General features: G+C 58.2%; 20 protein-coding genes and 1 pseudogene. 16 read left to right on the forward strand and 5 right to left on the reverse strand.

From position 1 onward, the window contains the following. The first annotated feature begins 2 nt into the window (after positions 1 to 2). From citF to FND52_RS19795, 9 genes and pseudogenes are all read left to right on the forward strand, one after another. Positions 3 to 1,514 carry a citrate lyase subunit alpha gene (gene citF / locus FND52_RS19760; RefSeq protein WP_144132823.1) on the forward strand — a complete coding sequence of 504 codons (1,512 nt, stop codon included), beginning with the start codon at positions 3 to 5 and terminating at the stop codon, positions 1,512 to 1,514. 3 nt (positions 1,515 to 1,517) lie between these two features. Then, complete coding sequence (citX, locus tag FND52_RS19765) at positions 1,518 to 2,048, forward strand: citrate lyase holo-[acyl-carrier protein] synthase (protein ID WP_144132825.1); 531 nt, start codon at positions 1,518 to 1,520, stop codon at positions 2,046 to 2,048. Beyond that, positions 2,029 to 2,973 (forward strand): triphosphoribosyl-dephospho-CoA synthase CitG, encoded by a 945-nt coding sequence (gene citG / locus FND52_RS19770; protein ID WP_144132827.1) that lies wholly within the window; start codon positions 2,029 to 2,031, stop codon positions 2,971 to 2,973. The genes citX and citG overlap by 20 nt, the downstream gene beginning before the upstream one ends. Next, positions 2,954 to 4,417, forward strand: a complete 1,464-nt coding sequence (locus FND52_RS19775; RefSeq protein ID WP_144132829.1) for an anion permease — start codon at positions 2,954 to 2,956, stop codon at positions 4,415 to 4,417. The genes citG and FND52_RS19775 overlap by 20 nt, the downstream gene beginning before the upstream one ends. 153 nt (positions 4,418 to 4,570) lie before the next feature. Continuing rightward, complete coding sequence (locus tag FND52_RS19780) at positions 4,571 to 5,428, forward strand: DMT family transporter (RefSeq protein WP_144132831.1); 858 nt, start codon at positions 4,571 to 4,573, stop codon at positions 5,426 to 5,428. Positions 5,429 to 5,623: 195 nt separating this feature from the next. Continuing rightward, entirely contained in the window at positions 5,624 to 7,069 is a 1,446-nt protein-coding gene (gene norV / locus FND52_RS19785) for an anaerobic nitric oxide reductase flavorubredoxin (protein WP_144132833.1), read from the forward strand. After that, positions 7,066 to 8,199, forward strand: a complete 1,134-nt coding sequence (gene norW / locus FND52_RS19790; RefSeq protein WP_144132835.1) for an NADH:flavorubredoxin reductase NorW — start codon at positions 7,066 to 7,068, stop codon at positions 8,197 to 8,199. The genes norV and norW overlap by 4 nt, the downstream gene beginning before the upstream one ends. Before the next feature lie 249 nt (positions 8,200 to 8,448). Then, a pseudogene (locus tag FND52_RS21985) lies at positions 8,449 to 8,592 on the forward strand (DUF5431 family protein); the annotation flags it as partial. Further along, positions 8,546 to 8,665, forward strand: a complete 120-nt coding sequence (locus tag FND52_RS19795) for a type I toxin-antitoxin system Hok family toxin (protein WP_244290593.1) — start codon at positions 8,546 to 8,548, stop codon at positions 8,663 to 8,665. The pseudogene FND52_RS21985 and the gene FND52_RS19795, both read left to right, overlap by 47 nt. Before the next feature lie 158 nt (positions 8,666 to 8,823). On the opposite strand, the gene FND52_RS19800 is transcribed toward FND52_RS19795, so the two are convergent. From FND52_RS19800 to FND52_RS19820, 5 genes are read right to left on the reverse strand one after another with little or no spacing between them, the layout of a single operon-like run. Continuing rightward, positions 8,824 to 11,406 (reverse strand): hypothetical protein, encoded by a 2,583-nt coding sequence (locus FND52_RS19800; RefSeq protein ID WP_144132839.1) that lies wholly within the window; start codon positions 11,404 to 11,406, stop codon positions 8,824 to 8,826. Positions 11,407 to 11,440: 34 nt separating this feature from the next. Further along, complete coding sequence (locus FND52_RS19805) at positions 11,441 to 12,040, reverse strand: hypothetical protein (protein WP_144132841.1); 600 nt, start codon at positions 12,038 to 12,040, stop codon at positions 11,441 to 11,443. Positions 12,041 to 12,055: 15 nt separating this feature from the next. Then, the gene (locus FND52_RS19810) at positions 12,056 to 12,913 is read right to left on the reverse strand and encodes a hypothetical protein (RefSeq protein ID WP_144132843.1); all 858 of its coding nucleotides are present in this window, start codon (positions 12,911 to 12,913) and stop codon (positions 12,056 to 12,058) included. 16 nt (positions 12,914 to 12,929) lie between these two features. Further along, on the reverse strand, positions 12,930 to 13,559 hold the full coding sequence (locus tag FND52_RS19815) for an anti-sigma factor (RefSeq protein WP_144132845.1): 630 nt from the start codon (positions 13,557 to 13,559) through the stop codon (positions 12,930 to 12,932). Positions 13,560 to 13,584: 25 nt separating this feature from the next. After that, complete coding sequence (locus FND52_RS19820) at positions 13,585 to 16,620, reverse strand: ATP-binding protein (protein WP_144132847.1); 3,036 nt, start codon at positions 16,618 to 16,620, stop codon at positions 13,585 to 13,587. 273 nt (positions 16,621 to 16,893) lie between these two features. Between FND52_RS19820 and nikR the strand changes: the two genes are divergently transcribed. The 7 genes from nikR to FND52_RS19855 all read left to right on the forward strand — a co-directional run bounded on the left by nikR (position 16,894) and on the right by FND52_RS19855 (position 24,912). Continuing rightward, positions 16,894 to 17,337: a nickel-responsive transcriptional regulator NikR gene (nikR, locus tag FND52_RS19825; protein ID WP_125293873.1), complete on the forward strand. Its 444-nt coding sequence runs from the start codon at positions 16,894 to 16,896 to the stop codon at positions 17,335 to 17,337. 279 nt (positions 17,338 to 17,616) lie between these two features. After that, entirely contained in the window at positions 17,617 to 18,240 is a 624-nt protein-coding gene (locus FND52_RS19830) for a 4Fe-4S dicluster domain-containing protein (protein ID WP_125293872.1), read from the forward strand. Beyond that, positions 18,240 to 20,252, forward strand: coding sequence for a hydrogenase 4 subunit B (gene hyfB / locus FND52_RS19835; protein ID WP_144132947.1), 2,013 nt, complete (start codon positions 18,240 to 18,242; stop codon positions 20,250 to 20,252). Before FND52_RS19830 ends, hyfB begins: the two co-directional genes overlap by 1 nt. Positions 20,253 to 20,263: 11 nt before the next feature. Further along, positions 20,264 to 21,214: a respiratory chain complex I subunit 1 family protein gene (locus tag FND52_RS19840; protein WP_125293871.1), complete on the forward strand. Its 951-nt coding sequence runs from the start codon at positions 20,264 to 20,266 to the stop codon at positions 21,212 to 21,214. A 17-nt stretch (positions 21,215 to 21,231) separates the two neighbouring features. Next, on the forward strand, positions 21,232 to 22,671 hold the full coding sequence (locus tag FND52_RS19845) for a hydrogenase 4 subunit D (protein WP_125293870.1): 1,440 nt from the start codon (positions 21,232 to 21,234) through the stop codon (positions 22,669 to 22,671). An 11-nt stretch (positions 22,672 to 22,682) separates the two neighbouring features. After that, positions 22,683 to 23,333 (forward strand): hydrogenase 4 membrane subunit, encoded by a 651-nt coding sequence (gene hyfE, locus FND52_RS19850; protein ID WP_125293869.1) that lies wholly within the window; start codon positions 22,683 to 22,685, stop codon positions 23,331 to 23,333. Between the two features lie 4 nt (positions 23,334 to 23,337). After that, on the forward strand, positions 23,338 to 24,912 hold the full coding sequence (locus FND52_RS19855; protein WP_125293868.1) for a hydrogenase 4 subunit F: 1,575 nt from the start codon (positions 23,338 to 23,340) through the stop codon (positions 24,910 to 24,912). The last annotated feature ends 20 nt before the right edge of the window (positions 24,913 to 24,932 follow it).

Below are 24,932 nucleotides of genomic sequence, written 5' to 3' on the forward strand. Positions count from 1 at the left end.
ACATGCAGCAAACCACACAACGGCAGGCGCGGGTCAGCGCAGGGAAGGGCGATCGTCCGGCATTTCAGCCTGCCTCAAAACTCAATCTGCAAACCCAGAAGCCGCGCGATAAAAAACTGTGCGCCACCCTGCAAGAGGCTATTCGCCGTTCAGGATTACAGGATGGGATGACTATCTCTTTCCATCACGCTTTTCGCGGCGGCGATTTAACGCTGAATCTGGTGATGGACGCCATTGCCGGAATGGGATTTAAAAACCTGACACTGGCGTCCAGCTCGCTCAGCGATTGCCACGCGCCGCTGGTGGAACATATCCGCAATCACGTGGTGAACAGAATTTACACCTCCGGGCTGCGCGGGCCGCTGGCGGAAGAGATTTCGCGCGGCTTATTGGCCGAGCCGGTGCAGATCCACTCCCACGGTGGCCGTGTGCAGCTGGTCAACAGCGGTGAGCTGGCGATTGACGTGGCGTTTCTCGGCGTGCCCTCCTGCGACCCGTACGGCAATGCCAATGGCTACACCGGCACAGCCTGCTGCGGCTCGCTGGGCTACGCCAAAGTGGATGCGGAGCACGCCCGTCAGGTGGTGCTGCTGACCGAAGCGCTGCTGCCGTATCCCCATCATCCTGCCAGCATCGCTCAGGATTGCGTCGATTTGATCGTGCAGATCGACCGCGTCGGGGATGCTGACAAAATTGGTGCCGACGCCACCCGCATGACGTCGAACCCGCGCGAGCTGCTGATTGCCCGCCACGCGGCGGATGTGGTGGTCAATTCCGGCTACTTCACACCCGGCTTCTCGCTGCAAACCGGTACCGGCGGCGCATCGCTGGCGGTGACGCGCTTTCTGGAAGACAAAATGCGCAGCCGCAATGTCCACGCCGACTTCGCGCTGGGCGGCATTACCTCCACCATGGTCGATCTGCATGAAAAGGGCTTGATCAAAAAGCTGCTCGACGTTCAGAGCTTTGACCGCGCCGCCGCAGAGTCGCTGGCCCGTAACCCCAACCACATTGAAATTAGCGCCAACCAGTACGCCAACTGGGGCTCCAAAGGTGCCAGCGTCGACCGTCTCGACGTGGTGGTGCTGAGCGCGCTGGAGATCGATACCCAGTTTAACGTCAATGTGCTGACCGGCTCGGACGGCGTGTTGCGCGGCGCATCCGGCGGCCACTGCGACACGGCGGTGGCGGCGGCGCTGTCGATTATCGTCGCGCCGCTGGTGCGCGGGCGGATCCCCACCCTGGTGGATAGCGTGACGACCTGCGTCACGCCGGGCTCCAGCGTCGACATCCTGGTGACCGACCACGGCATTGCCGTCAATCCGGCGCGCCCGGAGCTGGCAGAGCGCCTGAAACAGGCCGGGCTGCGCGTCGTCACCATCGAATGGCTACGGGAAAGGGCGCGCATCCTGACGGGCGATCCCTGTCCGATTGCCTTTACCGACCGGGTTATCGCCGTGGTGCGCTACCGCGATGGCTCGGTGATCGATGTGGTTCATCAGGTGAAGGAATAGGCCATGACGCGTTCTGCGGATCGTGCCGTAACGCTGCCGGAACTGCTGGCCAGCCGGGATGCGCGCCAGGCGCGGCAAATGGCCTGGATTAAGCAACATGGGGTGACGCTGATTTCCTTCACCGTCGTAACCCCCGGCCCGGTGAAAGACAGCGATCTCACCCGGCGGATTTTTGGCCATGGCCTTCAGGCGCTAAAAGGCATGGCGCGCGACGCCGGTTGGCCGACAATCGCCCAGTCATCTTTCGCCTTGATTACCGGCCCCGAAGCGCTGCTGGAGATAAACGCCCCGGCGCAGGCGGTGAAGCGCGCTGCCATCGCGCTGGAGCAGACGCACCCGTTGGGGCGGCTATGGGATATCGACGTCTTAACGCCGCAAGGCGAAATCCTGAGCCGCCAGCGGTTTTCCCTGCCGCCCCGCGCCTGCCTGATTTGTTCCCGTGCCGCGGCGCTCTGCGCCCGCGAGCAATCCCATTCCCTTGCCGAACTGCTGGCTCATATGGAGACGCGCCTGAATGATGCCGAACACGCTTGAGCAGGGGGGCATTGCGCCGCACATCATCGCGCATTACAGCGACTGCGCCTGGCGGGCCATGCTGGCGGAAGTGAATCTCTCGCCCAAGCCTGGCCTGGTGGACCGCTATAACAACGGCGCGCACCGGGACATGGCGCTGGAAGATTTTTACCGCAGCGCGGATGCCATCCGCCTGTGGCTGCCGCGCTTTGTGGAGATGGGCGCATGCAGCGCTGGCTTGCCGGAAAGCGCCGTGCTGGCCGCGATCCGCCCCATCGGAATGGCCTGCGAAGCGGCAATGTTCCGCGCCACCGCCGGAGTGAATACCCATAAAGGCAGCATTTTTTCTCTGGGGCTGCTGTGTACGGCGGTGGGGCGATTAACCCAACAGCAAAAGCGGGTCACGCCAGAGGCGCTGTGCCGCCTGGTAGCGGGGTTTTGTGAAGGGCTCACCGCACGAGAGCTGGCGCAGCACAACGCCGGGCAAACGGCGGGCCAGCGCCTCTATGTGCAGCTCGGCCTGACCGGCGCGCGCGGCGAAGCCGAAGCCGGATTCCCGCTGGTGAGCGACCATGCGTTACCCCATTACCAGGCGCTGAAAGCGCAGGGCATTGACCCGGAGCTGGCGCTGCTCGACACGCTGCTGGTGCTGATGGCGCGCAATGGCGACACCAATGTGGCATCGCGCGGCGGCGCTGACGGCCTGCGCTGGCTGCAACAAAGGGCGATCGCGCTGCTGCGCCAGGGCGGCATCCGTCGCGCGTCAGACCTTCACTTGCTCGAAGAATTTGATAACGCCTGTATCGCCCGCCATCTCAGCCCCGGCGGCAGCGCCGATCTGCTGATCGTGACCTGGTTTTTAGCTGAAATTTCAACCGTTAAATCTCAAACACTCTCAAGCACAAGCTTTTCATGGAGAAACAGTGATGACTGCTTCAAAAGATAAGATATGGAAGTTACTGGCCCCGCTGGTGGTAATGGGCGTTATGCTGCTCATTCCGGTTCCTGACGGTATGCCGCCGCAGGCATGGCACTATTTTGCCGTGTTTGTCGCGATGATCGTTGGGATGATCCTCGAACCCATCCCGGCAACGGCAATCAGCTTTATCGCCGTCACGATTTGCGTCATTGGCAGCGATTATCTGTTGTTCGGTGCCAGCGAACTGGCCGACCCGAAATTCGACGCCGGTAAGCAGGCGTTGAAGTGGGGGCTGGCGGGCTTCTCCAGCACCACGGTGTGGCTGGTGTTCGGGGCGTTTATTTTCGCGCTGGGTTATGAGGTAACCGGGCTGGGGCGGCGTATCGCGCTGTTTATGGTTAAGTTTATGGGTAAACGTACCCTGACGCTCGGCTATGCCATCGTGATAATCGATATCCTGCTGGCACCGTTCACCCCGTCGAATACCGCGCGCACCGGCGGCACCGTGTTCCCGGTTATAAAAAACCTGCCGCCGCTGTTTAACTCCCATCCCAACGACCCGTCATCACGCCGCATCGGCGGCTACCTGATGTGGATGATGGTGATCAGTACCAGCCTCAGCTCCTCAATGTTCGTCACTGGTGCCGCGCCGAACGTGCTGGGTCTTGAATTCGTCAGCAAAATCGCCGGTATTCAGATCAGCTGGCTGACCTGGTTCCTGAGTTTTTTACCGGTGGGCATTATTCTGCTGATTATCGCGCCGTGGCTCTCGTATGTGCTGTACAAACCGGAAGTGACCCACAGCGCAGAGGTTTCCAGCTGGGCCAGCGGCGCGCTGAAAGAGATGGGCGCGTTGACCCAGAAAGAGATCGTTCTGATTGGCCTGGTGCTGCTGAGTCTGGCGCTGTGGGTATTCGGCGGTGAAGCCATTGACGCCACGGCGGTGGGCTTGCTGGCAGTATCGTTAATGCTGGCCCTGCACGTGGTGCCGTGGAAAGAGATCACCAAATATCACAGCGCCTGGAACACCCTGGTGAACCTGTCGACGCTGGTGGTGATGGCCAACGGTCTGACCCGTTCCGGCTTTATCGACTGGTTTGCGAAAACCATGAGCACCCATCTGGAAGGGTTCTCGCCCACCGGCACGGTGATCGCACTGGTACTGGTGTTCTACTTCGCGCACTACCTGTTCGCCAGCCTGTCGGCGCATACCGCCACCATGCTGCCGGTGATCCTCGCGGTGGGTAAAGGCATCCCGGGCGTACCAATGGAGCACTTGTGTATTCTGCTGGTGCTGTCTATCGGTATCATGGGCTGCCTGACCCCGTATGCCACCGGCCCTGGCGTGATCATCTACGGTTGCGGTTACGTGAAGTCCAAAGATTACTGGCGTCTCGGCGCGATTTTCGGGGTGATTTATATCTCGATGCTGATGCTGGTCGGCTGGCCGATCCTGGCGCTCTGGAACTGATCCTCACCTTGCTGATAAGCGCCTCGTCGGGGCGCTTTTTTTCTGTTTTACCACCCCCCAATCTTTTCCCCCGCGTGAGTGGTTCAGGTTAGCGGAATGTTATAAAGTCGAACCTTGTTTGACTTATTTTAATGATTCCAGGGAGCATCACCCATGAACCGGCAGCGGCAAGCCGATCTGTTTTTAGTATTAACCACGCTTATTGCCGCCTGCGGCTGGATCTTTTCTAAAGAGGCGATTGCCGGAATGCCGGTGTTTGCGTTTCTTGGCGTGCGGTTTTTCTTCGCCTCGCTGGTGCTGTTGCCGTTCTGTCGCGGCCAGATTATCCCGCGTCATCAGTGGCGGCAGGTGCTGACCAGCGGCGTCTGGATGGCGTTAACCATGTGCCTGTGGATCTACTCGGTATCCAGCACGCCGTCGCTGGGCGAAGGGGCATTTATTATGAGCCTCGCCATGCTGTTTGTACCGCTGACGGCGTGGGTGATGATGCAGGTGCGCCCGGCGCGGGCTTACTGGGAGTGCTTACCGTTGGCAGCGATTGGCCTGGCGCTGTTAAGCCTGCACAGCCCGGTGTCGTTCCACCCCAGCCAGGGCTGGTTTTTACTGACGGCGCTGGTGCAGTCGATCTCGTTTTGCTACACCAGCCGCTGCGCCCGGGAGGTGCCGTTAATCCCGCTGACCACCGCACAGCTGATGATAACGGGCCTCGTTGGTCTGGCGATTTCCGCCAGTTTCGAACACATTACCCAGCCGTTTAGTTGGTCTATCGCAATGTGGGTACTGGCCAGTATTTTCATCGCCACCAGCCTGCGCTTCGCGTTGCAGCTCCAGGGGCAAAAATACGCCGCCGTCGCCAGCGCCGCCCTGATCATGGTACTGGAACCGCTGTTTACCGTGATTGCTGCCGGGATTTGGTATGGCGAGCGTCTGCCCACCCAGAAAATTATCGGCGGGATTCTGATCCTGCTCGCTCAAATCTGGTTCCGCTGGCGGATGATCAACCGCGTCTAATCGCCTTACCGCACACGGTCATTTTGACAATTATATTGGTCAAAATGACTGTTTTTGAGATAGTCATTTTAACCTGCCATGTTGTTATTAAATTCAATAATTTATTGTAAATCATATATTTATAAAGTTGGCACGCAACTTGATATATGAGCCATATCGCAATCGAATTTAATTTCATGAACACAAGAGGTTGATATGGCTATTCTGGTTAAGAACAATATTTCCTGGGTTGGACAGCGTGACTGGGAAGTTCGCGATTTTCACGGCACCGAATACAAAACGCTGCGCGGCAGCAGCTACAACAGCTACCTCATCCGTGAAGAAAAAAATGTGCTGATCGACACTGTCGATCATAAATTCAGCCGCGAGTTCGTGCAGAACCTGCGCAGCGAAATCGATCTGGCGGATATCGACTACATCATCATTAATCACGCCGAAGAAGACCACGCAGGCGCGCTGACCGAGCTGATGATGCAAATCCCGGATACGCCGATCTACTGCACCGCCAACGCAATTGATTCGATTAACGGCCATCACCATCACCCGGAGTGGAATTTCCACGTGGTGAAAACCGGTGACTCGCTGGATATCGGCAACGGCAAACAGCTGATCTTCGTCGAAACGCCGATGCTGCACTGGCCGGACAGTATGATGACCTACATGACCGGCGATGCGGTGCTGTTCAGTAACGACGCTTTTGGCCAGCACTATTGCGACGAGCGCCTGTTTAACGATGAAGTGGATCAGACTGAACTGTTCGAACAGTGCCAGCGCTACTACGCCAACATCCTGACGCCGTTTAGCCGCCTGGTTACGCCAAAAATCACCGAGATCCTCGGCTTCAACCTGCCAGTGGATATGATTGCTACCTCTCATGGCGTGGTATGGCGTGAAAACCCGACCCAGATCGTCGAGCTGTATCTGAAATGGGCGGCGGACTATCAGGAAGACCGCATCACCATTTTCTACGACACCATGTCCAACAACACACGCATGATGGCCGATGCCATCGCTCAGGGCATCAACGAAGTTGACCCAGTGGTGGCGGTGAAAATTTTCAACGTGGCGCGCAGCGATAAAAACGAAATCCTGACCAACGTGTTCCGCTCCAAAGGCGTGCTGGTGGGGACGTCCACCATGAACAACGTGATGATGCCGAAAATCGCTGGCCTGGTGGAAGAGATGACCGGTCTGCGCTTTCGTAACAAACGCGCCAGCGCGTTCGGTTCGCACGGCTGGAGCGGCGGCGCGGTGGACCGCCTGTCTACCCGCTTGCAGGATGCCGGTTTTGAAATGTCACTGAGCCTGAAAGCCAAATGGCGTCCGGATGTGGATGCACTGGAACTGTGCCGCCAGCATGGCCGCGATATTGCCCGTCAGTGGGCGCTCGCACCGTTGCCGGAAGCCACCGTGAAAGCGGAGCCGAAGCCCGATGACAGCGTCGCTGCTGCTGCTGAAGCCGATCTTGGCCCTTGCATGCAGTGCAGCGTTTGCCAGTGGATTTACGATCCCGCCGTCGGCGAGCCGATGCAGGATGTCCAGCCGGGTACGCCGTGGAGCGATGTGCCGGACAACTTCCTGTGCCCGGAATGTTCACTGGGTAAAGACGTGTTTGATGAGCTGGCAACGGAGGCGGTATGAGCCACGGGATCGTCATTATCGGGTCGGGCTTCGCGGCCCGACAGTTAGTCAAAAATCTGCGTAAACAGGACAGCCAGGTGGCAATCAGCGTGATTGCCGCCGACAGTATCGACGAATACAACAAACCCGATCTCAGCCATGTTATCAGCCTGGGCCAGCGCGCCGATGAGATGACGCGGCAGTCGGCGGGCGAATTCGCCGAACAGTACAACGTGCGCCTGTTTCCGTACACCTGGATCAAAGAGATCGATGCCCAGGCCCGCGTGGTGAAAAGCACCGATAATCAGTGGTGTTACGACAAACTGGTGCTGGCCACCGGGGCCAGCGCGTTTATCCCGCCAGTGGCCGGGCGTGAACTGATGCTGACGCTCAACAGCCAGCTGGAGTACCGAGCCTGCGAGTCGCAGCTGTTTGATGCGCGTCGGGTGCTGATTGTCGGCGGCGGTTTGATCGGCAGCGAACTGGCGATGGATTTTACCCGGGCGGGTAAATCCGTCACGCTGGTGGATAACGCGGCCAGCATTCTGGCTTCGCTGATGCCGCCGGAAGTGAGTAGTCGCTTACAGCATCGTCTGACGGATATGGGCGTGCATCTGCTGCTCAAATCGCAGTTGCAATCGCTGGAGCAAACAGCCCGCGGCATTCGCGCCACCTTCGATCGCGATCGCCATGTAGAAGTGGACGCGGTGATCTCCGCGACGGGCTTACGGCCGGAAACCGCGCTGGCACGCAGCGCCGGCGTTGAAGTGAATCGCGGGATTGTGGTGGATAGCACGTTGAAAAGCAGCAATCCGGATATTTACGCGCTGGGCGACTGCGCGGAAATTGACGGTCAGTTGCTGCCGTTCCTGCAGCCGATTCAGATAAGCGCCATGACGCTGGCGAAAAACCTGCTCGGCGGTAACGCGCCGCTGAAGTTGCCCGCCATGCTGGTCAAAGTCAAAACGCCGGAGCTGCCATTGCATCTGGCGGGGGAAACCCGCCGCTGCGATCTCAACTGGCAGATTTCTACCGAAGCCCAGGGCATGGTGGCGAAAGGCGTGGACGCTGAAGGCCAGCTACGTGCTTTTGTGGTGAGTGAAGACAAGATGAAAGAAGCCTTTGCGTTGCTGAAGGCCTTGTCTGCGTAACCTGGTAACCCTCATTTTCCAACGCACAGGGAGGTGCGATGTCAGTGACTTAGCACTTTTTTGCCCCGTTGCCCCGGGGCGTTTTTATTTCAGATTTTCTTAATATTTTGCGGGATAACGTGCGGCTTATAGTGGCGGCGGCGCTTGAGGCTTTTTGCCTCATTAACGCAGGGTAGTGAAGTGGTGTTGTGAGGCAGAAAGAAGAAAGCCCCGAAGGTAATTTTTCAATTAACCAACGAGGCTACCTGCATGCATGAACAACATCAGGATAGCCTCTTACCTGTCGCAAGACAAGGAGAAGAAAGCGATGAAACTGCCGCGAAACGCCCTGCTCTGGTGTGTATTTATGGTGTGTTTGACACTGTTGATATTCACGTATCTGACGCGAAGTTCGCTGTGCGAGCTGCGGGTAAAAGACGGAAGCAGGGAGGTCGCTGCGTTACTGGCTTACGAACCTGGTAAGTAGCACCTGGAGGCGGGGGAAACCCCGCCTTTTCAGGCTGATGCGGTCAGGCATGCCGAGAGCGCCTTTTAACAGGGCTGCCAGTGTTTCGCTGGCAGTCCTTTTCTTTTCTCTGATTGCTGAACGTTGCCAAACCCCAAAAGCGAGACGGTAAATTCAGATTATTTCAATTCCAGCACCTGATAATTATCCGTGCGATTTTCCGCCAGTTCGTCCAGATTTGCAGCCGTGACCAGGCTTATCTGGTGTGGTGCCGTGGCTTTGGCAAATACCCGATGTCCTTTCTGGTTCACCGCCAGGCGTAAGCGCAGGCGTTTTACTTCGCTATCAACAGAGGACAGCGTGCCCTGTTGCGCCAGCGGCGACTGGGTATACAACAACTCAAAAATCCCTTCCCGCTGAGGGCCCAGTTCAAACCACTCTTCATAGCGGCTATTCATGGCTAAGCCTACCAGGAACGATCCGGCGCGGGCGCGACCCACGTTAAACGCGAATCCGGCTTCGCCCATGCTCTGCTGGCGCGTATGGTTGATGACTTTGGTGACGCCGCCAGGCCGCAAATCCAGCAGCCCGAGCGCCACGCCGGTTTTGGCGGTCGGCTGATACGGGGCGTCAGGGTTGCTGCTGAGCGGCGCATGAATATGCAGCGCAGGGGTATCATTGCCAAAATGAGCGTTCATTCGGGTAAATATCAGCGCATCCTGACGATCGTCAGACAGCCCCCACAGGCGTGAGATCCACAGCGATCGGCTGGAATTGCCCGCCAGCAGAATATGTATCTCCTCGGGCAAAGGCATAAACGCCTGGCCGAGCGCGGCGATAAACTTATCAATACCCAGAGCGATGCGTTGCTCAAGATACTCTGCCAGCTCGCCATACGGGATCACGAAATCGCAGCTGACTTTTTCCCCCGCCCGGTTGAACAGATCCACCGTGCAGGTTTTATCTTCAATATCCGGCTCGGCGGTGCAGGGCGTTTCCCAGAACGGACGCAGCTCGCTGATTAGCAACAGGGTATTGCTGTAGGCCGCCTGGGTTTTCTCAAGATAGATTTCCGAACCCGCGAACGGGTCGGCATCCAGCGGTCGGGTAAAGGCAATTTGGTATTTCCCGCACAAATCGAGATTATTGCGAAACACCCGATAGGCCATATTTTCCAGCAGATTTTCTCCGCCTAAAAATTTGTCGCCCGCCGGAGCGAAATGTTCAAATACCCGCTCGAAGCCTTCGTCTTCCTCATCTTCTGAAGGGTGACGATAGTAGCCGAAGTCAAAGTCAGTGGTGCCGCCGCCGAAATCAAATACCGCGTAGGCGGCACCCTGTTCGCCAGGTTGGATAGCCAGGGCATCCAGCGCGCACACCGCATAGGCGGCAGGTTCGCTGGCTAACTCTTCGACGCTAAAGGCGCTAAGATATTCCGGCTGCGCCACCAGTGTTGGCGGCAGGCTGCGTTGCAATCCGCGTTTAAAGCTGGCAAGAATTTTTTCTTTCACCTCGCGTGGATACTCCACCGGGAAGGTCATGAAATATTCCAGCGAGATCCCCCGCCCACGCCAGTTGATGGTCATGCCTAAAAACCAGGCGTACAGCTCAATGGGGTCGAAGGGATAATCACCGGTGACGTCCAGCCACTCTCCACGCGTCGGGTTATTTTGGGTAAGCGGCGCGAGCGTGTGTTCGCACTGTTGCTGGTCGGTAAATACTACCTGATGATCGCTGGACTGGCGCAGCGCCCACTGCTTCAGCCGGGTCAAAATGCTGCTGACTGTGTAGATATCGCTCTGGTTATCGCGCAGTTTCGCCTGCGCTTCGTGAGAACAGTGCACCATTTCCCAGCGCACGCCTGGGCGGTAGGCCTCTTCGGTCCATTCGCTTAACAATGCCTGCAAATCGATAATCTCTAACACCGTCGGGTTTTCAAAATGATGCGGTTCGATGCGCTCATAGAAATCACGTACGCCGATGCGCATTAACTCTTTGCGGCCGTTTTCGGTTTCATAAGCTACCACGGTACTGCTGGTACCGAAGTCGATGGCAACGCAGCCGGGGCGGATATCTCGCGCCGGATCGCGCGGGCGAATATTCAGGGCTTCGAGGGTATTCGCGTCCTGCCCCCACATCTCCCATATCCCTTTATTGATATCGGTAAAAGTGAGGGGATCGATTTTCGGCAGGCGGTTAACCTGGTAATCCAGTTCCACCAGTGTGGTATTGAGATGATCCTCCCAGCCATCCAGCCAGTTACGGCCAGGCTCGCTAAGGGTGATCAACTTGACCGGCATGTCGATCAGGATATCCGCGAACACCTGTTTCGTGACGGATGCGCAGGGGATGGAAGGATACTCACGCCCCGGGGTAGCAGACGGGTTATTGAGATCGAGATCGATAAAACCTTCTACGACGTTAAACGCGTATTTATCGCGCAGACGGTTATTTTCGCCCTGACGCAGCGGGTTTTTGCGGTTTTTGGCAAACAGCAGCATTTCATTGCGGGTCGGTACGCGCCAGCCTTTGAGCCCCAGCCAGCGCAGTTCGTTGCAGAACGCCTGGTTATGCTCGACACTGCCGGGCGGGTAGTAACGATTATCATGCGTCCAGAGCAGTAGCCGATCGTCCTTCGCCTGCACCAGCCATTTCGTTTGCTCGCTATCAACGAGTACGCCAAAGGTCTCTTTGCTTTTTAGCTCGGCCCAGAAGATGTCAACCAGCCCGAGCCAGGCGCGTTCCTGCAGTTTTTCCAGCATGTTTATTCTCTTCGTATCCATCTTTATCTGATTACTACAACTGCACCAGCGGTTTACGAACCCGCTTGCCCGCGCTATTAATCAGCCCAGGCAGCCAAAGCGCGATGATGGTATCACCCTGGCCGACGCCGTTATGGATTTCATAGTTATAAGCGCTGGCGGCAGCCACGGTTTCGAGTTCGGCCAGCCGGTCGATCCACAGCCGGTTATGCAGCGAAAGGGCATATTCCAGCAGGTGCTGCTCAGCGTCGTTAATTGGCGCGGCGCGGGATTTCGCCCGTTCGTAAAGCACGTCCCACAGGCGCTCGATGCGATCCCAGTGGCTGGCGATAACGACCACCTGCTGGAACTGCTCGGCCTCGCCGTCGGGAAGCGGGCGGCGCAGCCATTTCTCCTGCAGTTCGGGATCGTTTTTCACCATCGTGATGATGCCCCGCAGCGGTTGCAGGGCGTCAGGTTTCGGCGCTGGCTCAGGCTCGCTTAGCGGCGGCGCGGCGGGCAGGGGGGCTGGCGATGGTTCGCTTAACTGCCGCCAGGCTTGCTGCAACTGCTGTTGTACTTCGTCACCGATAAATTCGGCGAGCCAGGCGCAAAATTCAGGATCGGCGCATAAATCTTTATAGGGCGATGTCATGGGGCGTTAGCTCTCTTACTCTTCCAGTAACGGTTCCATTTCCGGGCGCACCGTCAAATAACCCACTTCAACAAATTTGCGCACCATGGCTTTGATTTGCTGCTGGTGGCGAAATGGGCTTTGTTGAAAGCTGCGCTTTTTAATCGCCAGCGCGCTTTTATTGGGTTCCGGCCATGGGCTTGAGATGGCGGGCAAGGTCAGGCTGCCCAGCAGCATCGCCATATCGCTCGGGCTGACTTTTTGCCAGAAGTGTGTGAAAAACAGCGGCATAAACTGGGCGATGGCGGCGTCATCCAGATCGTCAGTGCGCAGCAGATTGGCTTCATAGTGGGCACGCTGTTTATTCCAGCTGGCTTGCTGCTGTTGAAGGCTCTGCTGGCAGGTTTTTAACGCGTCCTGCAGCGCCAGGTTTTCCTGCTGCTCCTGCTGGAGTTGCTGCACGAGGGCTTCTTGTGTTTGTGAAGCAGTCGCAAGCTGGTGGGATTTCACCGGCGCGTCATGATTAACTAGCTGTTTCCACAGCAGCGGCAGCAGGTGACGGCAAATCAGTTCCGGCGTTTTGCTTAACGGATCGCAGGCTGCGGCGCTGGCAAGCCACGGGGCGAGCGGCAGCACCATAACCGGGCTGTTCGCGACGGCATCAAGCAACTGCGGCAGCCACGGTTGGTGTTGCGCCTGGTAGAGCACCACAATCTGTTCCGCCGGATGCCATTCCAGACGTCCGGTGAGTTCACGCAGCGCTTCTGCCAGTTGGTCCGGCTGGGTGCACTCAAGGTTCTCTTCGCCTTTCAGCGGATAAACTTCCCAGCCTTCCCGGGCTTGGTAAAAACAGCTAAAGCGCTGCTGATCGAGAAAAATAGCGTAATGGCTCATCAATTCAGTTCCGGCGTTATTCGGCATCAGCGCGTTGGGCGCGCAGGCTGGCGACGATCTCTTCCCGGGACAGGCCGTCCGACATATCGGCTTCTGCAGAGGCCAGCCAGGCTTCCACACGCTCGCTGTCATACAGATCCAGCTCGTCGTCGAGATAATCGCGGATCAGGGTAAAGTCGTTGGTTTTGCCCATCAGGTTAAGAACGCGCTCGGCGGTAAAAAACTCCGGCTTTTGCGCCACCAGCATGAGCAGGCTAATCGCCGAATCCATGCTGAAGGATTTGTATTCGGTCAGGCCCTGGGCAATCACGCCGGCGCTGGCAGCGATTTTCTGTTCTTTGCTCCATTTGCCTTCCAGACCCGGCTTCACCTCAAAATTTTTAATTGCCTGAGAATATTCATCAAACGTCGCGAACGCGTCCGGTGTAATCCCCATCTCTGCGGCGGCCAGCACTTTTTCACCGTGTTTTTCCGGTGACTGGTCCGGGCGAAGAATATCCAGCGCGATCCCGATGACCTGCACCACGGCGCTTATCGCGCGCACGATGTCAGGCGTGGTCGCAATTTTCAGCACCGTGCTGGCGACGCTCGCTACAAAACTGCCGATGCTCGACAGCGCCGAACCGATTGAACTAAAAAATCCCATAGCCACTCCTTGTTATTTAAAAACACTATTTTTTGGTCATATCGTTAACCCGGGCGGCTAACGCGGTGAAATCCAGCACTTCTGGCGTGATATCAATAAATTTCAATAGCTCAGCCAGCCGACGCGGCATTTTTTCGCGCACGGCGTCCGGGGGGATATCGGTGTTATCCAGCGTCCAGGCCACCATCGCCGGGATTAAATCCGGCTCGCAGGCGTTGAGGGTTTTGAGCTGCCCGACGATGCGTAACAATTGAGCGTTCAGCAAAGCGCCCGGCGGCAGTTGCCGCGCCAGCGCCATCAGCCGCAACAGGTTGCCGATCTGCTGGCTGTAAGCGATAAACGCCTGCGGATCGTGAAAGTGAGTTTGCACCGCGAGCTGTGGGAACAGCCGGGCGCGTTGCGGCCACCATTGCTGAAGACCCCGGTCAGCGATGAGGCGTTCATCTATCGGCTGCCCGGTGGTATTGGCGTTGGGTTTGATCTGCGTGAGCACCGCGCCGTGCCAGCCGCCGCCGTAAATCACCGCCTGGCCCGTCTGGAGCGACGGCAGGAAGTTTTTTTGCTCATCGCTTAACGACATGGTGTCGCCAATGACGTCGCGATCGTCAGCGGAAAACAATCGGTGAACGATTTTGGTATTGGTATTTTTGATGACGTCCGGGATCAGCTTGTTAGGGATTTGATCGGCGATGATCAGCCCTTCGCCATATTTACGCACTTCGGCCAACAGGTTGCTGAACATCTCCACGCCGAGTTTTTTACTGCCGCCTTCGCCTGGTTCCGGCTTCGCCAGCAGGCGGTGCGCTTCTTCAATCAACGTGAGGTGGCGATAGCCCGGCTCCCGCAGGTAGCGCTGTTTAATGGTTTCGGCGAGGCGGGTGACAATCAGCGCCATCAGCAGGGATTTGTCATTCTCGTCCTTGATTTCATCAAGTTCGAAAACCACTTTCTTATCCAGTAGCGCATCGAAGTCAATGGAGTGGCGGGCGTTGAGCATCCGGCTTTTGGTGCCCTTAGTCAGATCGGTCAGCCGCGCCACCAGCGAGCCGCGGTATTTTTCCTCAAACTCCTTACCCATGCCTTTGGATTCAATAACCGAATCCAGTTCGCGTATCATATCGCTGAAATTGGGCCAAGCGCCGCTGTTCAGGGCGAACGGCTGCTCAATCAGCAGGTTTTGGTTGCTGAAGATATCCCAGCCTTTGCGTTCATAGGCCTGGATAATCGCTTCCGCCACGATCATCGGCATCGCTGCCTCCATGGGGAATACGGCATTGAGGGCGTTTTTCAGGATATCGATGTGTCCGGTGAGCGTCTCTTTTGATGACACCAGTTCAAATGGATTCAGGCGAAACGGCGTGATGTCTTCCCGGCCCAGGCAGTAATACTCCACGTCGGGATCCTTCTGGTACAGTTCGCGGTACTCGGTCTTGGCGGGTTCAATCACCAGAAACGGCAGCCCCGACTCCAGCAGGAGTTTCATGCAACTGGTGGTCTTACCGGAGCCGGTTACGCCGGTAATGAAAATGTGTTTATTCAACTCGGACTTATCGAGCGTCAGCGGCTTAAACGCCAGAGTCTGACCATGCTGGATCACCTGGCCGAGCGTCAGCTGATGTGGCTCAACAAGGTCAGGGGGATTAAGCGCGAAATCGACGCACTTGCGGATTTTCAGCCCGGCCAGCTCTTTATCCGGCAGGCCCATCAGCAGGGAAATTTCCTGGCTGTTCAACCAGGTCGAGCACTGAGCGCGCCCATGGCTGGTGCTGACCAGTGAATAAATGGCTTCGCTGTAGGGATGCTGCACGCCGGTCGCCGCGTTGGCCAGTTGTAGCAACTGACCGAGTTGCGCCACGCCGTGCTGTAAACGGTGCACGCGCAACGGCGTCAGGGTAGGGTTATTGCCCTGAAAAATCGACCGCACGCTGGCGCTCAGCCGTTCATATACCGCGTTCGTTTTGGCGGCCAGAAACAGCGAGGTTTTAAACATTCCTTTGCTGTTGCCCTGGCGAAAGCGGGCAATTTGCGTCTCGCCTAAATGCTTCAGCAGCTCTTCGTAGCCTTTGTTGATCTCTTCGCGGGTGACCGCCTGGCCGTCGCCGGAGGTGGTGGCATCGCTGGTGCCTTCATTGCTGCCGACGCTTTCCGAGTCGCTGGTTCCCGTGGCGTGGGATTTGTTCGTCGAAGAGGTGGCGGTCGTGCCGCTGCTGGTGCCCTTACTGTGATTGGTGCCTTTATTATCGTAACTGGAGCTGGTGCCTTTACTGGTGCCGTGGCTTTCATTGACGCCGACGCTTTTGGCCCGGCTGTCTCCCTCGCCGTGTGTGAGGGTATTACTGGTTCCGTTGGTTTTGGTGAGGTTCTGGCCGGTGCTGCGGGTATGTTGCTCACTCTGGTTTTGCGAGATCTGCACCGAATATTTCATTTGTGAGGAGAGCTGGGTCGACAGATCGTAAATTTGCTCAATGATCTGCTCGACCTCTTCTGCGCTGCCCGGTTGGCAGGCAATCACCATTCGCCAGCTTTCTCCCGCCAGGCCGTTAACCAGCCGCTCGACGCCCTGAAACTCCTCATCCCCTAGCCGGGTTTCTTCTTCATTCAGCGAGGGGACGCCCGTCACCACGCCGAGCCGCTTCATCGACAACAGCGAGGTTATCGGAGCGATGTCCTGAGGTTTAACCGCCGCCAGCTTGGCACCGAGTAAATTACTGCTGAAGGCCCGCTCAAGTTTAATACCGATATCGTGGACCACACTGTTATTGTCGCTCGCCACGCCGATATAAAAATGAATATCCTGGCCGTCGCTGAGCAGCATATACAGCAGCGTTGCGCGCGAATCGCTCATATTGGCGATCACATTGCTCATCGCCAGCCGGTGAACGGCAGCCTTTTCATCGGTCATCTCTTCGATGCGGTAAAAACGGTATTCGGTGAGGCGCTCATCCTCCAGCATAGACTCGGGATCGAGCTGAAAGTGGATACGGTTCCAGTGGCCTACGTTTAATTCATTCAGGCGAAAGCGCGCCTGTAGCTCCGTAATAGTGGTGTTCTTGTCAGTCATGCGTAACGGGTCCATCCCAAATGAGACAACAATGCCTGTGTGTTTAACTCGTTGTCATCGCAGGCATTCACTACCCTGGCGTTAATCCGAAAAAAAAGCTAGTTACCGATTCCAGGGATTGAGCGTCAGTCGCATTATTAACGTCGGCCCGCGACAGAAAAACTCCAGTAAAATCGCACAAAAAGGGGAGACCGCACGCAAACCGCGCGGCATCAATGTTCAGCGTTCCAACGCATGCCATACTGCGCACAACACTCTGTTTGGGATTGAACTATGCAACGTGTAACCCTGTCACTTGACGATGATTTACTGGCTGAAGTGGATGCTCTGATCCAAACCCGTGGCTATCAAAACCGTTCCGAAGCGGTACGTGATTTAGTTCGTGCCGGCTTGCAGGACGCCGCCACCACCAGCGCTAGCGGGCCGTGCATCGCGGCGCTGTTTTATATTTACGATCACGAAGCCCGCGAATTATCCCGCCGGCTAACGCGTACTTTTCACGATCATCATGACCTGTCGCTCACCAGCCTGCATGTGCATCTCGACCACGGTAGTTGCCTTGAGGTGTCGTTGTTGAAAGGGGAGACCCAGCATGTCCGCACTTTTGCCGATAAGGTGATTACCGAACGTGGGGTGCGACATGGTCAGGTGATCGTCGTGCCGGTTGACCCTGACGAGACACACTCCCATCAACATCCCCATCACCACCACGACTAATCCCTCCATCAAAACGTGTCGCGCAATCGGCACGTCTTATCCACACAGCGCAGCCTGCTTCCTGAACCGTGTCGACACAAATGCCGATTCGGCATTTTTCAGGCTCGACATCTTCAAAATCCAAACCGAAACCATAAATAACCACATGAATTAATTGACAATTAATTATGGTTAATAAACTGGCACACTTCCTGCTTAAAGCCTGCTGACAAGACCAGCAGTGGGCAATGCCGACGGTATCGACTCGCTGTTATTCATATGATTCTGGAGGGTACAGCGATGAATCGCTTCGTGATTGCGGAGCCACAGCTATGTATCGGATGCAATACCTGTATGGCCGCCTGCTCGGAGGTCCATAAGGCTCAGGGATTACAATCGCATCCACGTCTGACCGTCACCCGCGTTGACGAGCAGACCGCCCCCATGCTTTGCCGTCACTGCGAGGATGCTCCCTGCGCCAGGGTGTGTCCGGTGAACGCCATCACGCATGAAAACGACGCCATCGTACTTAACGAAAGCCTGTGTATCGGCTGTAAGTTATGCGGCCTGGCCTGTCCATTTGGGGCCATCACGCCATCGGGCAGCCGCCCGCTGTCTATCCCCTCGCAATTCGAAAACTATGTCCCGGCAAATCTGCTGGCCGATGTGCCGGAAAGCCCTGCCAGCATGAATCCGTTTCTTGCCTGGAACGCCGGGGTGCGCAGCGTGGCGGTGAAGTGCGACTTATGCGATTTCCGCGCGGAAGGCCCGGCCTGCGTCAGGGCGTGCCCGACGGCGGCGCTGAAACTGGTGGATGAACGCGGCATCGCGCGGGAGGCAAAAGCGCGGCGTCTGGCGGCGATGAGCAGTCTGCCGCCGGAGCTGAACCTGTTCCCCACCGCTTCTCAGGAGCAGAAATTATGATGGATTCTCTTCAGCTTCTTTTATGGGCCATCGTGTTTTACGTCGCGAGCGGCTGCGCCTCTTTGCTGTTGCGCCACGCAGAGCAGGTAGCGATATATGTCGCTGGCGTGGGCGCGATGATCGGCGGCATTCTGGGTATTGCCGCCGCGTGGCCGGTGGTGATGGGCGGCGACGCGGTGGTGTTTGCCACCCAGGGGCTGTTCCCGTTTGCTGCCTTCAGCGTTCGTCTCGATGGCCTGGCCGCCTTTATGCTGCTGGTGATCTCCCTGCTGGTGGTGGTGTGCTCGCTGTACTCGCTCTCTTACGTTCAGGAATACCGCGGGCGCGGCGCATGGGGCATGGGGTTCTTTATGAACCTGTTTATCGCCTCCATGGTCGGCCTGGTGGTGATGGACAATGCGTTCTACTTCATCATCCTGTTTGAAATGATGTCGCTGGCGTCGTGGTTCCTGGTTATCGCCGAGCAGGATGAAGAATCGGTGAACGCCGGGCTGCTGTACTTTTTTATCGCTCACGCCGGATCGGTGTTAATCATGATGGCGTTCTTTCTGCTGTGGCGGGAGAGCGGCAGCCTCGATTTCGCCAGCTTCCGTGCACTGCAACTCTCGCCGGGCACCGCTTCCGTGGTGTTCCTGCTGGCGTTTCTGGGCTTCGGGGCCAAAGCCGGGATGCTGCCGCTGCACAGCTGGCTGCCGCGCGCACACCCCGCCGCACCGTCACACGCCTCGGCATTAATGTCGGGCGTGATGGTGAAAATCGGGATCTTCGGGATTATCAAAGTCGGCATTGATTTACTCGCCACCCAGCTGTGGTGGGGGATCGTGGTGCTGGCGTTCGGCGCGGTTTCAGCGGTGCTGGGCGTGCTGTACGCGCTGGCGGAGCATGACATTAAGCGCCTGCTGGCCTGGCATACCGTGGAAAACATCGGGATCATTTTGATGGGCGTCGGCGTCGGCATGGTGGGTATCGCCACCGGTCATCCGGTGCTGGCGACGCTGGGTATTCTCGGCGCGCTCTACCATCTGGTGAACCATGCGGTGTTTAAAGGGCTGCTGTTCCTCGGCGCGGGGGCGATTATTTACCGCGTCCATACCCGGGATATGGAAAAAATGGGCGGCTTAGGCAAGCTGATGCCCCTGACCGGCCTGGCGTTCCTGATCGGCTGTATGGCGATTTCCGCACTGCCGCCGCTCAACGGGTTTATCAGCGAGTGGTACACCTACCAGTCGCTGTTCACCATGAGCCGCGACGGCAGCTTTATCATGAAACTGAGCGGCCCAATCGCCATGGTAATGCTGGCGATCACCGGCGCGCTGGCGGCGATGTGCTTCGTGAAGGTGTATGGCATTAGCTTCTGCGGCGGCGCGCGCAGCGAGAAAGCAGCCGAGGCGCGTGAAGTGCCGTGGCCGATGACCGCCGCCATGCTGCTGCTGGCGCTGCTCTGTGTGGTGCTGGGCGTTGGCGCGGCATGGATCGCGCCGGTTATCGCGAACATCGCCGCCGGACTGGTACACACGCCAGCCGTCACGGTCAGCGAAGGTGCGCTGCTGGTACCGGGCGTGGCCCATCAGGCGATGCTCTCTCCTGCGGTGATGTTCATTCTGCTGCTGGCGCTGCCGTTAATTCCTCTGATGATTTATCTCTCTAACCGCCGCGGGCAACAAAGCTTCCGCCGTCGCGGCGAGCCGTGGGCCTGTGGTTACGCCTGGGAAGAGGCGATGTCGGCGTCCGCCGGCAGCTTCACCCAGCCGCTGCGCGTGATGTTCTCCTCGCTGTACAAACTGCGTCGTCAGCTCGATCCGTCTGCCGGGCTGGGCCGCGCGCTGGAGAAAACCACCGCAGGTGCCACCCGCGTCGAGCCGTTCTGGGATGAAAAAATTATCTATCCGTTGGTCCGTCTGACCCAGTCCGTGGGCAGCGGGATACAGCGACTGCAGGGTGGGGATTTCCGTCTCTACTGCCTGTATGTCGTGGCGGCGCTGGTCGTTTTACTTGTGATCACCGCGGTCTGAGGAGGGAGCGCATGTTAACGCAACACACACCGACGCTGACCATGGGGCTGTTCGCGCTGGTTCAGGCCCTGATCATGCTGGGGGTTACCCCATTACTCACCGGGATCTCCCGCCAGATCCGCGCCCGGATGCATTCGCGTCAGGGGCCGGGCATCTGGCAGGACTACCGCGATATCGCCAAATTACTCAAACGCCAGGAAGTAGCCCCGGCGCAGTCGGGGGCGATGTTCCGCATCATGCCTTACGTGCTGCTGGGGTCGATGCTGCTGGTGGCGATGACCTTACCGATCTTCACCCTGATGTCGCCGTTCGGCGGGGCAGGGGATTTGATTACGCTGCTGTACCTGTTCGCGCTGTTCCGCTTTTTCTTCTCGCTCTCCGGGCTGGATACCGGCAGCACTTTCGCCGGGATCGGGGCCAGCCGCGAGTTGGTTATCGGCATTTTAGTCGAGCCGACGCTGATCCTCGCGTTGCTGGTGGTGGCGCTGATCGCCGGTTCCACCAATATCGGCACCATCAGCGCCACCCTGGCGCAGGGCTGGAGCTCGCCGACCGCCACGCTGCTGGCGTTTATCGCCTGTGCCTTCGTCTGCTTTATCGAGATGGGCAAACTGCCGTTTGACCTCGCGGAGGCGGAGCAGGAGTTGCAGGAAGGACCGCTGACCGAATACTCCGGCTCAGGCTTTGCGCTGGTGAAATGGGGGCTGGGCCTGAAGCAGGTGGTGGTGGCGCAGCTGTTCCTGGCGGTGTTTATCCCGTTCGGCAAAGCGGCGGAATTTACCCCGCCGGCGCTGATGTGGGCGGTGCTTGCCACCTGCATCAAGCTGCTGGTGGTGTTTGTGCTGGCCGGGCTGATTGAGAACAGCCTGGCGCGTGGACGCTTCCTGCTGACCCACCGCGTCACCTGGCTGGGCTTCGGCGTTGCGACGCTGGCCTTCGTCTTTTACTTAACCGGTCTGTAAGGAGCAGGGAAACCATTATGGAAACTATCGCACTTGCGACCCTGCTGATCCCCTTTATCGGGGCGCTGCTCACGGCCTGCCTGCCGCAGCGTTACGCGCCGTGGCTGTGTACCCTCGTCGCGCTGCTGGCGACGCTGGGCACGGTTCAACTGGCGTGGCTGTTTTATCTGGGCGGCATGGAGGCCACCACGCTGTCGCTGGTTCAGTACGGCGACGTGGCGCTGTTTGGCTTCACGCTCGATCGCGTCAGCACGCTGATCGTGTTCGCGGTGGTGTTTTTAGGCTTCTTAGTCAGCCTTTACTCCACCGGCTATCTGACCAAAGGCAACCGCGAGCATCCGCACGACGGCACCAACCGCTACTACGCGCTGCTGCTGGTGTTTATCGGCGCGATGGCCGGGCTGGTGTTGTCGTCCACCATCCTCGGGCAACTGCTGTTTTTCGAAATTACCGGCGGCTGCTCCTGGGGGCTGATTGGCTATTACCAGAGCGCTAAATCTCAGCGCTCCGCCATGAAAGCGCTGCTGATCACCCACGTTGCCTCCATCGGTCTGTATCTGGCGGCAGCAACGCTGTTCCTGCAAACCGGCACCTTCGCGCTGAGCGCGCTGGCAGAACTGGACGGCCCGGCCAGCCTGATCGTATTCGGCGGGATCCTGTTCGCAGCCTGGGGTAAATCGGCGCAACTGCCGTTGCAGGCCTGGCTGCCGGACGCCATGGAAGCGCCAACCCCGGTGAGTGCTTACCTGCATGCCGCGTCGATGGTGAAAGTGGGCGTGTATATCTTTGCCCGCGCCATTCTCTCTGCCGACCAGGTGCCGCACGTCATCGGCTGGATCGGCATGGGCATGGCGAGCCTCACCATTGTCTACGGCTTCATGATGTACCTGCCGCAGAAAGACATGAAGCGCCTGCTCGCCTGGTCGACCATCACCCAACTGGGCTGGATCTTCTTTGCCCTGTCGATGTCGGTGTTCGGCTCGAAAGAGGCCTTCAACGGCGGTATCGCTTACATCTTCAACCACGCTTTTGCCAAGAGCCTGTTCTTCCTGGTGGCGGGCGCGCTCAGCTACAGCTGCGGCACCCGTATGCTGCCGAAGCTGAAAGGGCTGATGCGCACGATGCCGCTGCTGGGCGTCGGCTTCTGCGTGGCGGCGCTGGCGATTGCCGGTGTGCCGCCATTCAACGGCTTCTTCAGCAAGTTCCCGCTGTTTGCCGCCGGCTTCGCGCTCTCCAGCGAGTATTGGGTAATGACCCCGCTGATGGTGCTGCTGCTGGTTGAATCGGTGGCGAGCTTCGCCTGGCTGCTGTACTGGTTCGGGCGCGTGGTGCCCGGCGAGCCGAGCGAGGCGGTGGCGGATGCCTCGCCGGTGCCGGTCGCGATGCGGGCGGTGCTGGTTGTCCTGGTGGTGATGTCGCTGTGCTCCAGCGTCATTGCTGTCGCCTGGTTGGGATAAGGGAGTCGAACATGACCGGAACACTTATCGTCAATAACCTCGCGGGCGTGATGATGATCACCTCGCTGCTGGTGATTGGCGTCAAACGTCCTGCCGCCGCGTGTTGGTTCTATGCGCTGCAGTCGCTGATGCTGGTGGGTATTTTTATCACCCTCGCGGAAACCCTCAACGCCCATGAGCTGCTCTCCTGGTCGATTAGCGCCTTTATCACCAAAGTGGTGATGGTGCCGCTGATTATGGGCTACGCGTTTCGCAAACTCTCCGATCCCAGCGCCAATGCCGGGATTATCAGCCCTGCGCTACTGATGGTGGCCGCCGCCGTCATTGTGCTGCTGGCCTGGTTCGTCGTGGAACCGGTTAAGGTGCCGCTGGTGACGGAGCTGAAACCGGCGCTGGCGGTATCGCTGGGACACTTCCTGCTGGGGCTGATGTGCATCGTCACTCAGCGCAACATCCTTAAGCAGGTATTCGGCTACTGCCTGATGGAAAACGGCTCTCACCTGACGCTGGCGCTGCTGGCCAACCGTGCGCCGGAACTGGTGGAAATCGGGATCGCCACGGACGCTATTTTTGCCGTGATCGTGATGGCGGTGTTGGCGCGCAAAATCTATCACACGCTCAACACGCTCAATGTTGATCAACTGACGGCGCTGAAGGGGTAAGCAGATGAATGACAGTACGATGTTTTTCTGGCTGCTGGGCATACCGCTGGTGGTCGCGCTACTGGCGTTCGCCTGCCGTTTGCTCGGCGATGGCGCGCGCGGCGTGGTGACGGCGCTCCATGCCGTTGCGATCACCGCGCTGCTGGGCGTCAGCCTGTGGGGCGTGGCGCTGGTGTATGAACACCAGGATTTGCTGGCGGCGCACCAGTGGCTGCATCTCGACAGCCTGAGCGGCCTGTTCCTTGGGCTGCTGGGCGTGGTCGGTTTCTTAACCGGCCTGTACTCCATCGGGTATATGAATCACGAGGTCAACAGCGGCGAACTGAGTGTGAAGAGTCTGTGCAACTACTACGGCTTCTTCCACCTGTTTATCTTCACCATGCTGCTGGTGGTGACCAGTAATAACCTGATCCTGATGTGGGCGGCCATCGAAGCCACCACCCTCAGCTCGACGTTTCTGGTGGGGCTGTACGGCCAGCGTTCGTCGCTGGAGGCGGCCTGGAAATACATCATCATTTGTACCGTCGGGGTGGCGTTCGGCCTCTACGGTACGGTGTTGGTGTACTCCAACGCGGCGGGCGTGCTGCCGAATCCGGGCGACGCCATTTTCTGGACCGAAGTGATGAAGCACCCGGATCTGCTGGACCCGACGCTGATGCATCTGGCGTTTGTGTTCGTGCTGATTGGCTTCGGTACCAAGATGGGTATTTTCCCGATGCACGCCTGGCTGCCGGACGCGCACAGTGAGGCTCCCAGCCCCACCAGTGCGCTGCTGTCGGCGGTACTGCTCAACTGCGCGCTGCTGATCATCGTGCGCTATTACATCCTGATCAGTGCAGCGATTGGCCCGCAGTTTCCCAACACTCTGCTGATTGTCTTCGGCATGCTTTCGGTAGCGGTGGCGGCGTTCTTTATCCTGGTGCAGCGCGACGTAAAACGCCTGCTGGCCTATTCGAGCGTAGAGAATATGGGACTCATCGCGGTGGCGATCGGCATCGGCGGGCCGCTGGGCGTGCTGGCCGGGCTGCTGCATACCCTTAACCATAGCCTGGCGAAAGCGCTGCTGTTCTGCGGTTCCGGCAACCTGCTGTTGAAATACGGCACCCGCGATCTGGACGTGGTGCGCGGCATGATGCGCGTCGCGCCGTTCAGCGCGGTGCTGCTGGCAGGCGGTGCGCTGGCCCTCGGTGGGATGCCGCCGTTTAACGTGTTCCTCAGCGAGTTTATGACCGTGACCGCCGGGCTGGCGGGCGAACATCTGTGGCTCACTATCGTGCTGCTGCTGTTGCTGACGGTAGTGTTGGGTGGGCTGATCCGCATGGTCGCTAAAGTGTGCTTCGGCGAAGCGCCGCAGGCAGTAGCGAAAGGAGAGCTGGGTATTCTGACCACGCTACCGCTGCTGATCCTGCTGGTGCTGATGCTGGTGATGGGCACCCACATTCCAAAACCAGTGACTTACATGCTGGAGCGCGCCTCCACCATCGTCCTGAATCAGCCCGATTCACAACAGCGCTATTCGTGGCCGTGGGCCACCCACGACGCATCCATTACCGCCACCACTCATCGTCAGGAGAAGTAACGTGAGCTACGAAAATTTCG

The sequence above is a fragment of the Atlantibacter subterraneus genome (assembly GCF_007570865.1).
GTDB classification, from domain to species: Bacteria; Pseudomonadota; Gammaproteobacteria; order Enterobacterales; family Enterobacteriaceae; genus Atlantibacter; species Atlantibacter subterraneus.

Coding starts and splice junctions, on each gene's coding strand:
- citF (WP_144132823.1), top strand. CDS start 3: ATGCAGCAAACCACACAACGGCAGGCGCGGGTCAGCGCAGGGAAGGGC.
- citX (WP_144132825.1), top strand. CDS start 1,518: ATGACGCGTTCTGCGGATCGTGCCGTAACGCTGCCGGAACTGCTGGCC.
- citG (WP_144132827.1), top strand. CDS start 2,029: ATGATGCCGAACACGCTTGAGCAGGGGGGCATTGCGCCGCACATCATC.
- FND52_RS19775 (WP_144132829.1), top strand. CDS start 2,954: ATGACTGCTTCAAAAGATAAGATATGGAAGTTACTGGCCCCGCTGGTG.
- FND52_RS19780 (WP_144132831.1), top strand. CDS start 4,571: ATGAACCGGCAGCGGCAAGCCGATCTGTTTTTAGTATTAACCACGCTT.
- norV (WP_144132833.1), top strand. CDS start 5,624: ATGGCTATTCTGGTTAAGAACAATATTTCCTGGGTTGGACAGCGTGAC.
- norW (WP_144132835.1), top strand. CDS start 7,066: ATGAGCCACGGGATCGTCATTATCGGGTCGGGCTTCGCGGCCCGACAG.
- FND52_RS19795 (WP_244290593.1), top strand. CDS start 8,546: ATGGTGTGTTTGACACTGTTGATATTCACGTATCTGACGCGAAGTTCG.
- FND52_RS19800 (WP_144132839.1), bottom strand. CDS start 11,406: ATGCTGGAAAAACTGCAGGAACGCGCCTGGCTCGGGCTGGTTGACATC.
- FND52_RS19805 (WP_144132841.1), bottom strand. CDS start 12,040: ATGACATCGCCCTATAAAGATTTATGCGCCGATCCTGAATTTTGCGCC.
- FND52_RS19810 (WP_144132843.1), bottom strand. CDS start 12,913: ATGAGCCATTACGCTATTTTTCTCGATCAGCAGCGCTTTAGCTGTTTT.
- FND52_RS19815 (WP_144132845.1), bottom strand. CDS start 13,559: ATGGGATTTTTTAGTTCAATCGGTTCGGCGCTGTCGAGCATCGGCAGT.
- FND52_RS19820 (WP_144132847.1), bottom strand. CDS start 16,620: ATGACTGACAAGAACACCACTATTACGGAGCTACAGGCGCGCTTTCGC.
- nikR (WP_125293873.1), top strand. CDS start 16,894: ATGCAACGTGTAACCCTGTCACTTGACGATGATTTACTGGCTGAAGTG.
- FND52_RS19830 (WP_125293872.1), top strand. CDS start 17,617: ATGAATCGCTTCGTGATTGCGGAGCCACAGCTATGTATCGGATGCAAT.
- hyfB (WP_144132947.1), top strand. CDS start 18,240: ATGGATTCTCTTCAGCTTCTTTTATGGGCCATCGTGTTTTACGTCGCG.
- FND52_RS19840 (WP_125293871.1), top strand. CDS start 20,264: ATGTTAACGCAACACACACCGACGCTGACCATGGGGCTGTTCGCGCTG.
- FND52_RS19845 (WP_125293870.1), top strand. CDS start 21,232: ATGGAAACTATCGCACTTGCGACCCTGCTGATCCCCTTTATCGGGGCG.
- hyfE (WP_125293869.1), top strand. CDS start 22,683: ATGACCGGAACACTTATCGTCAATAACCTCGCGGGCGTGATGATGATC.
- FND52_RS19855 (WP_125293868.1), top strand. CDS start 23,338: ATGAATGACAGTACGATGTTTTTCTGGCTGCTGGGCATACCGCTGGTG.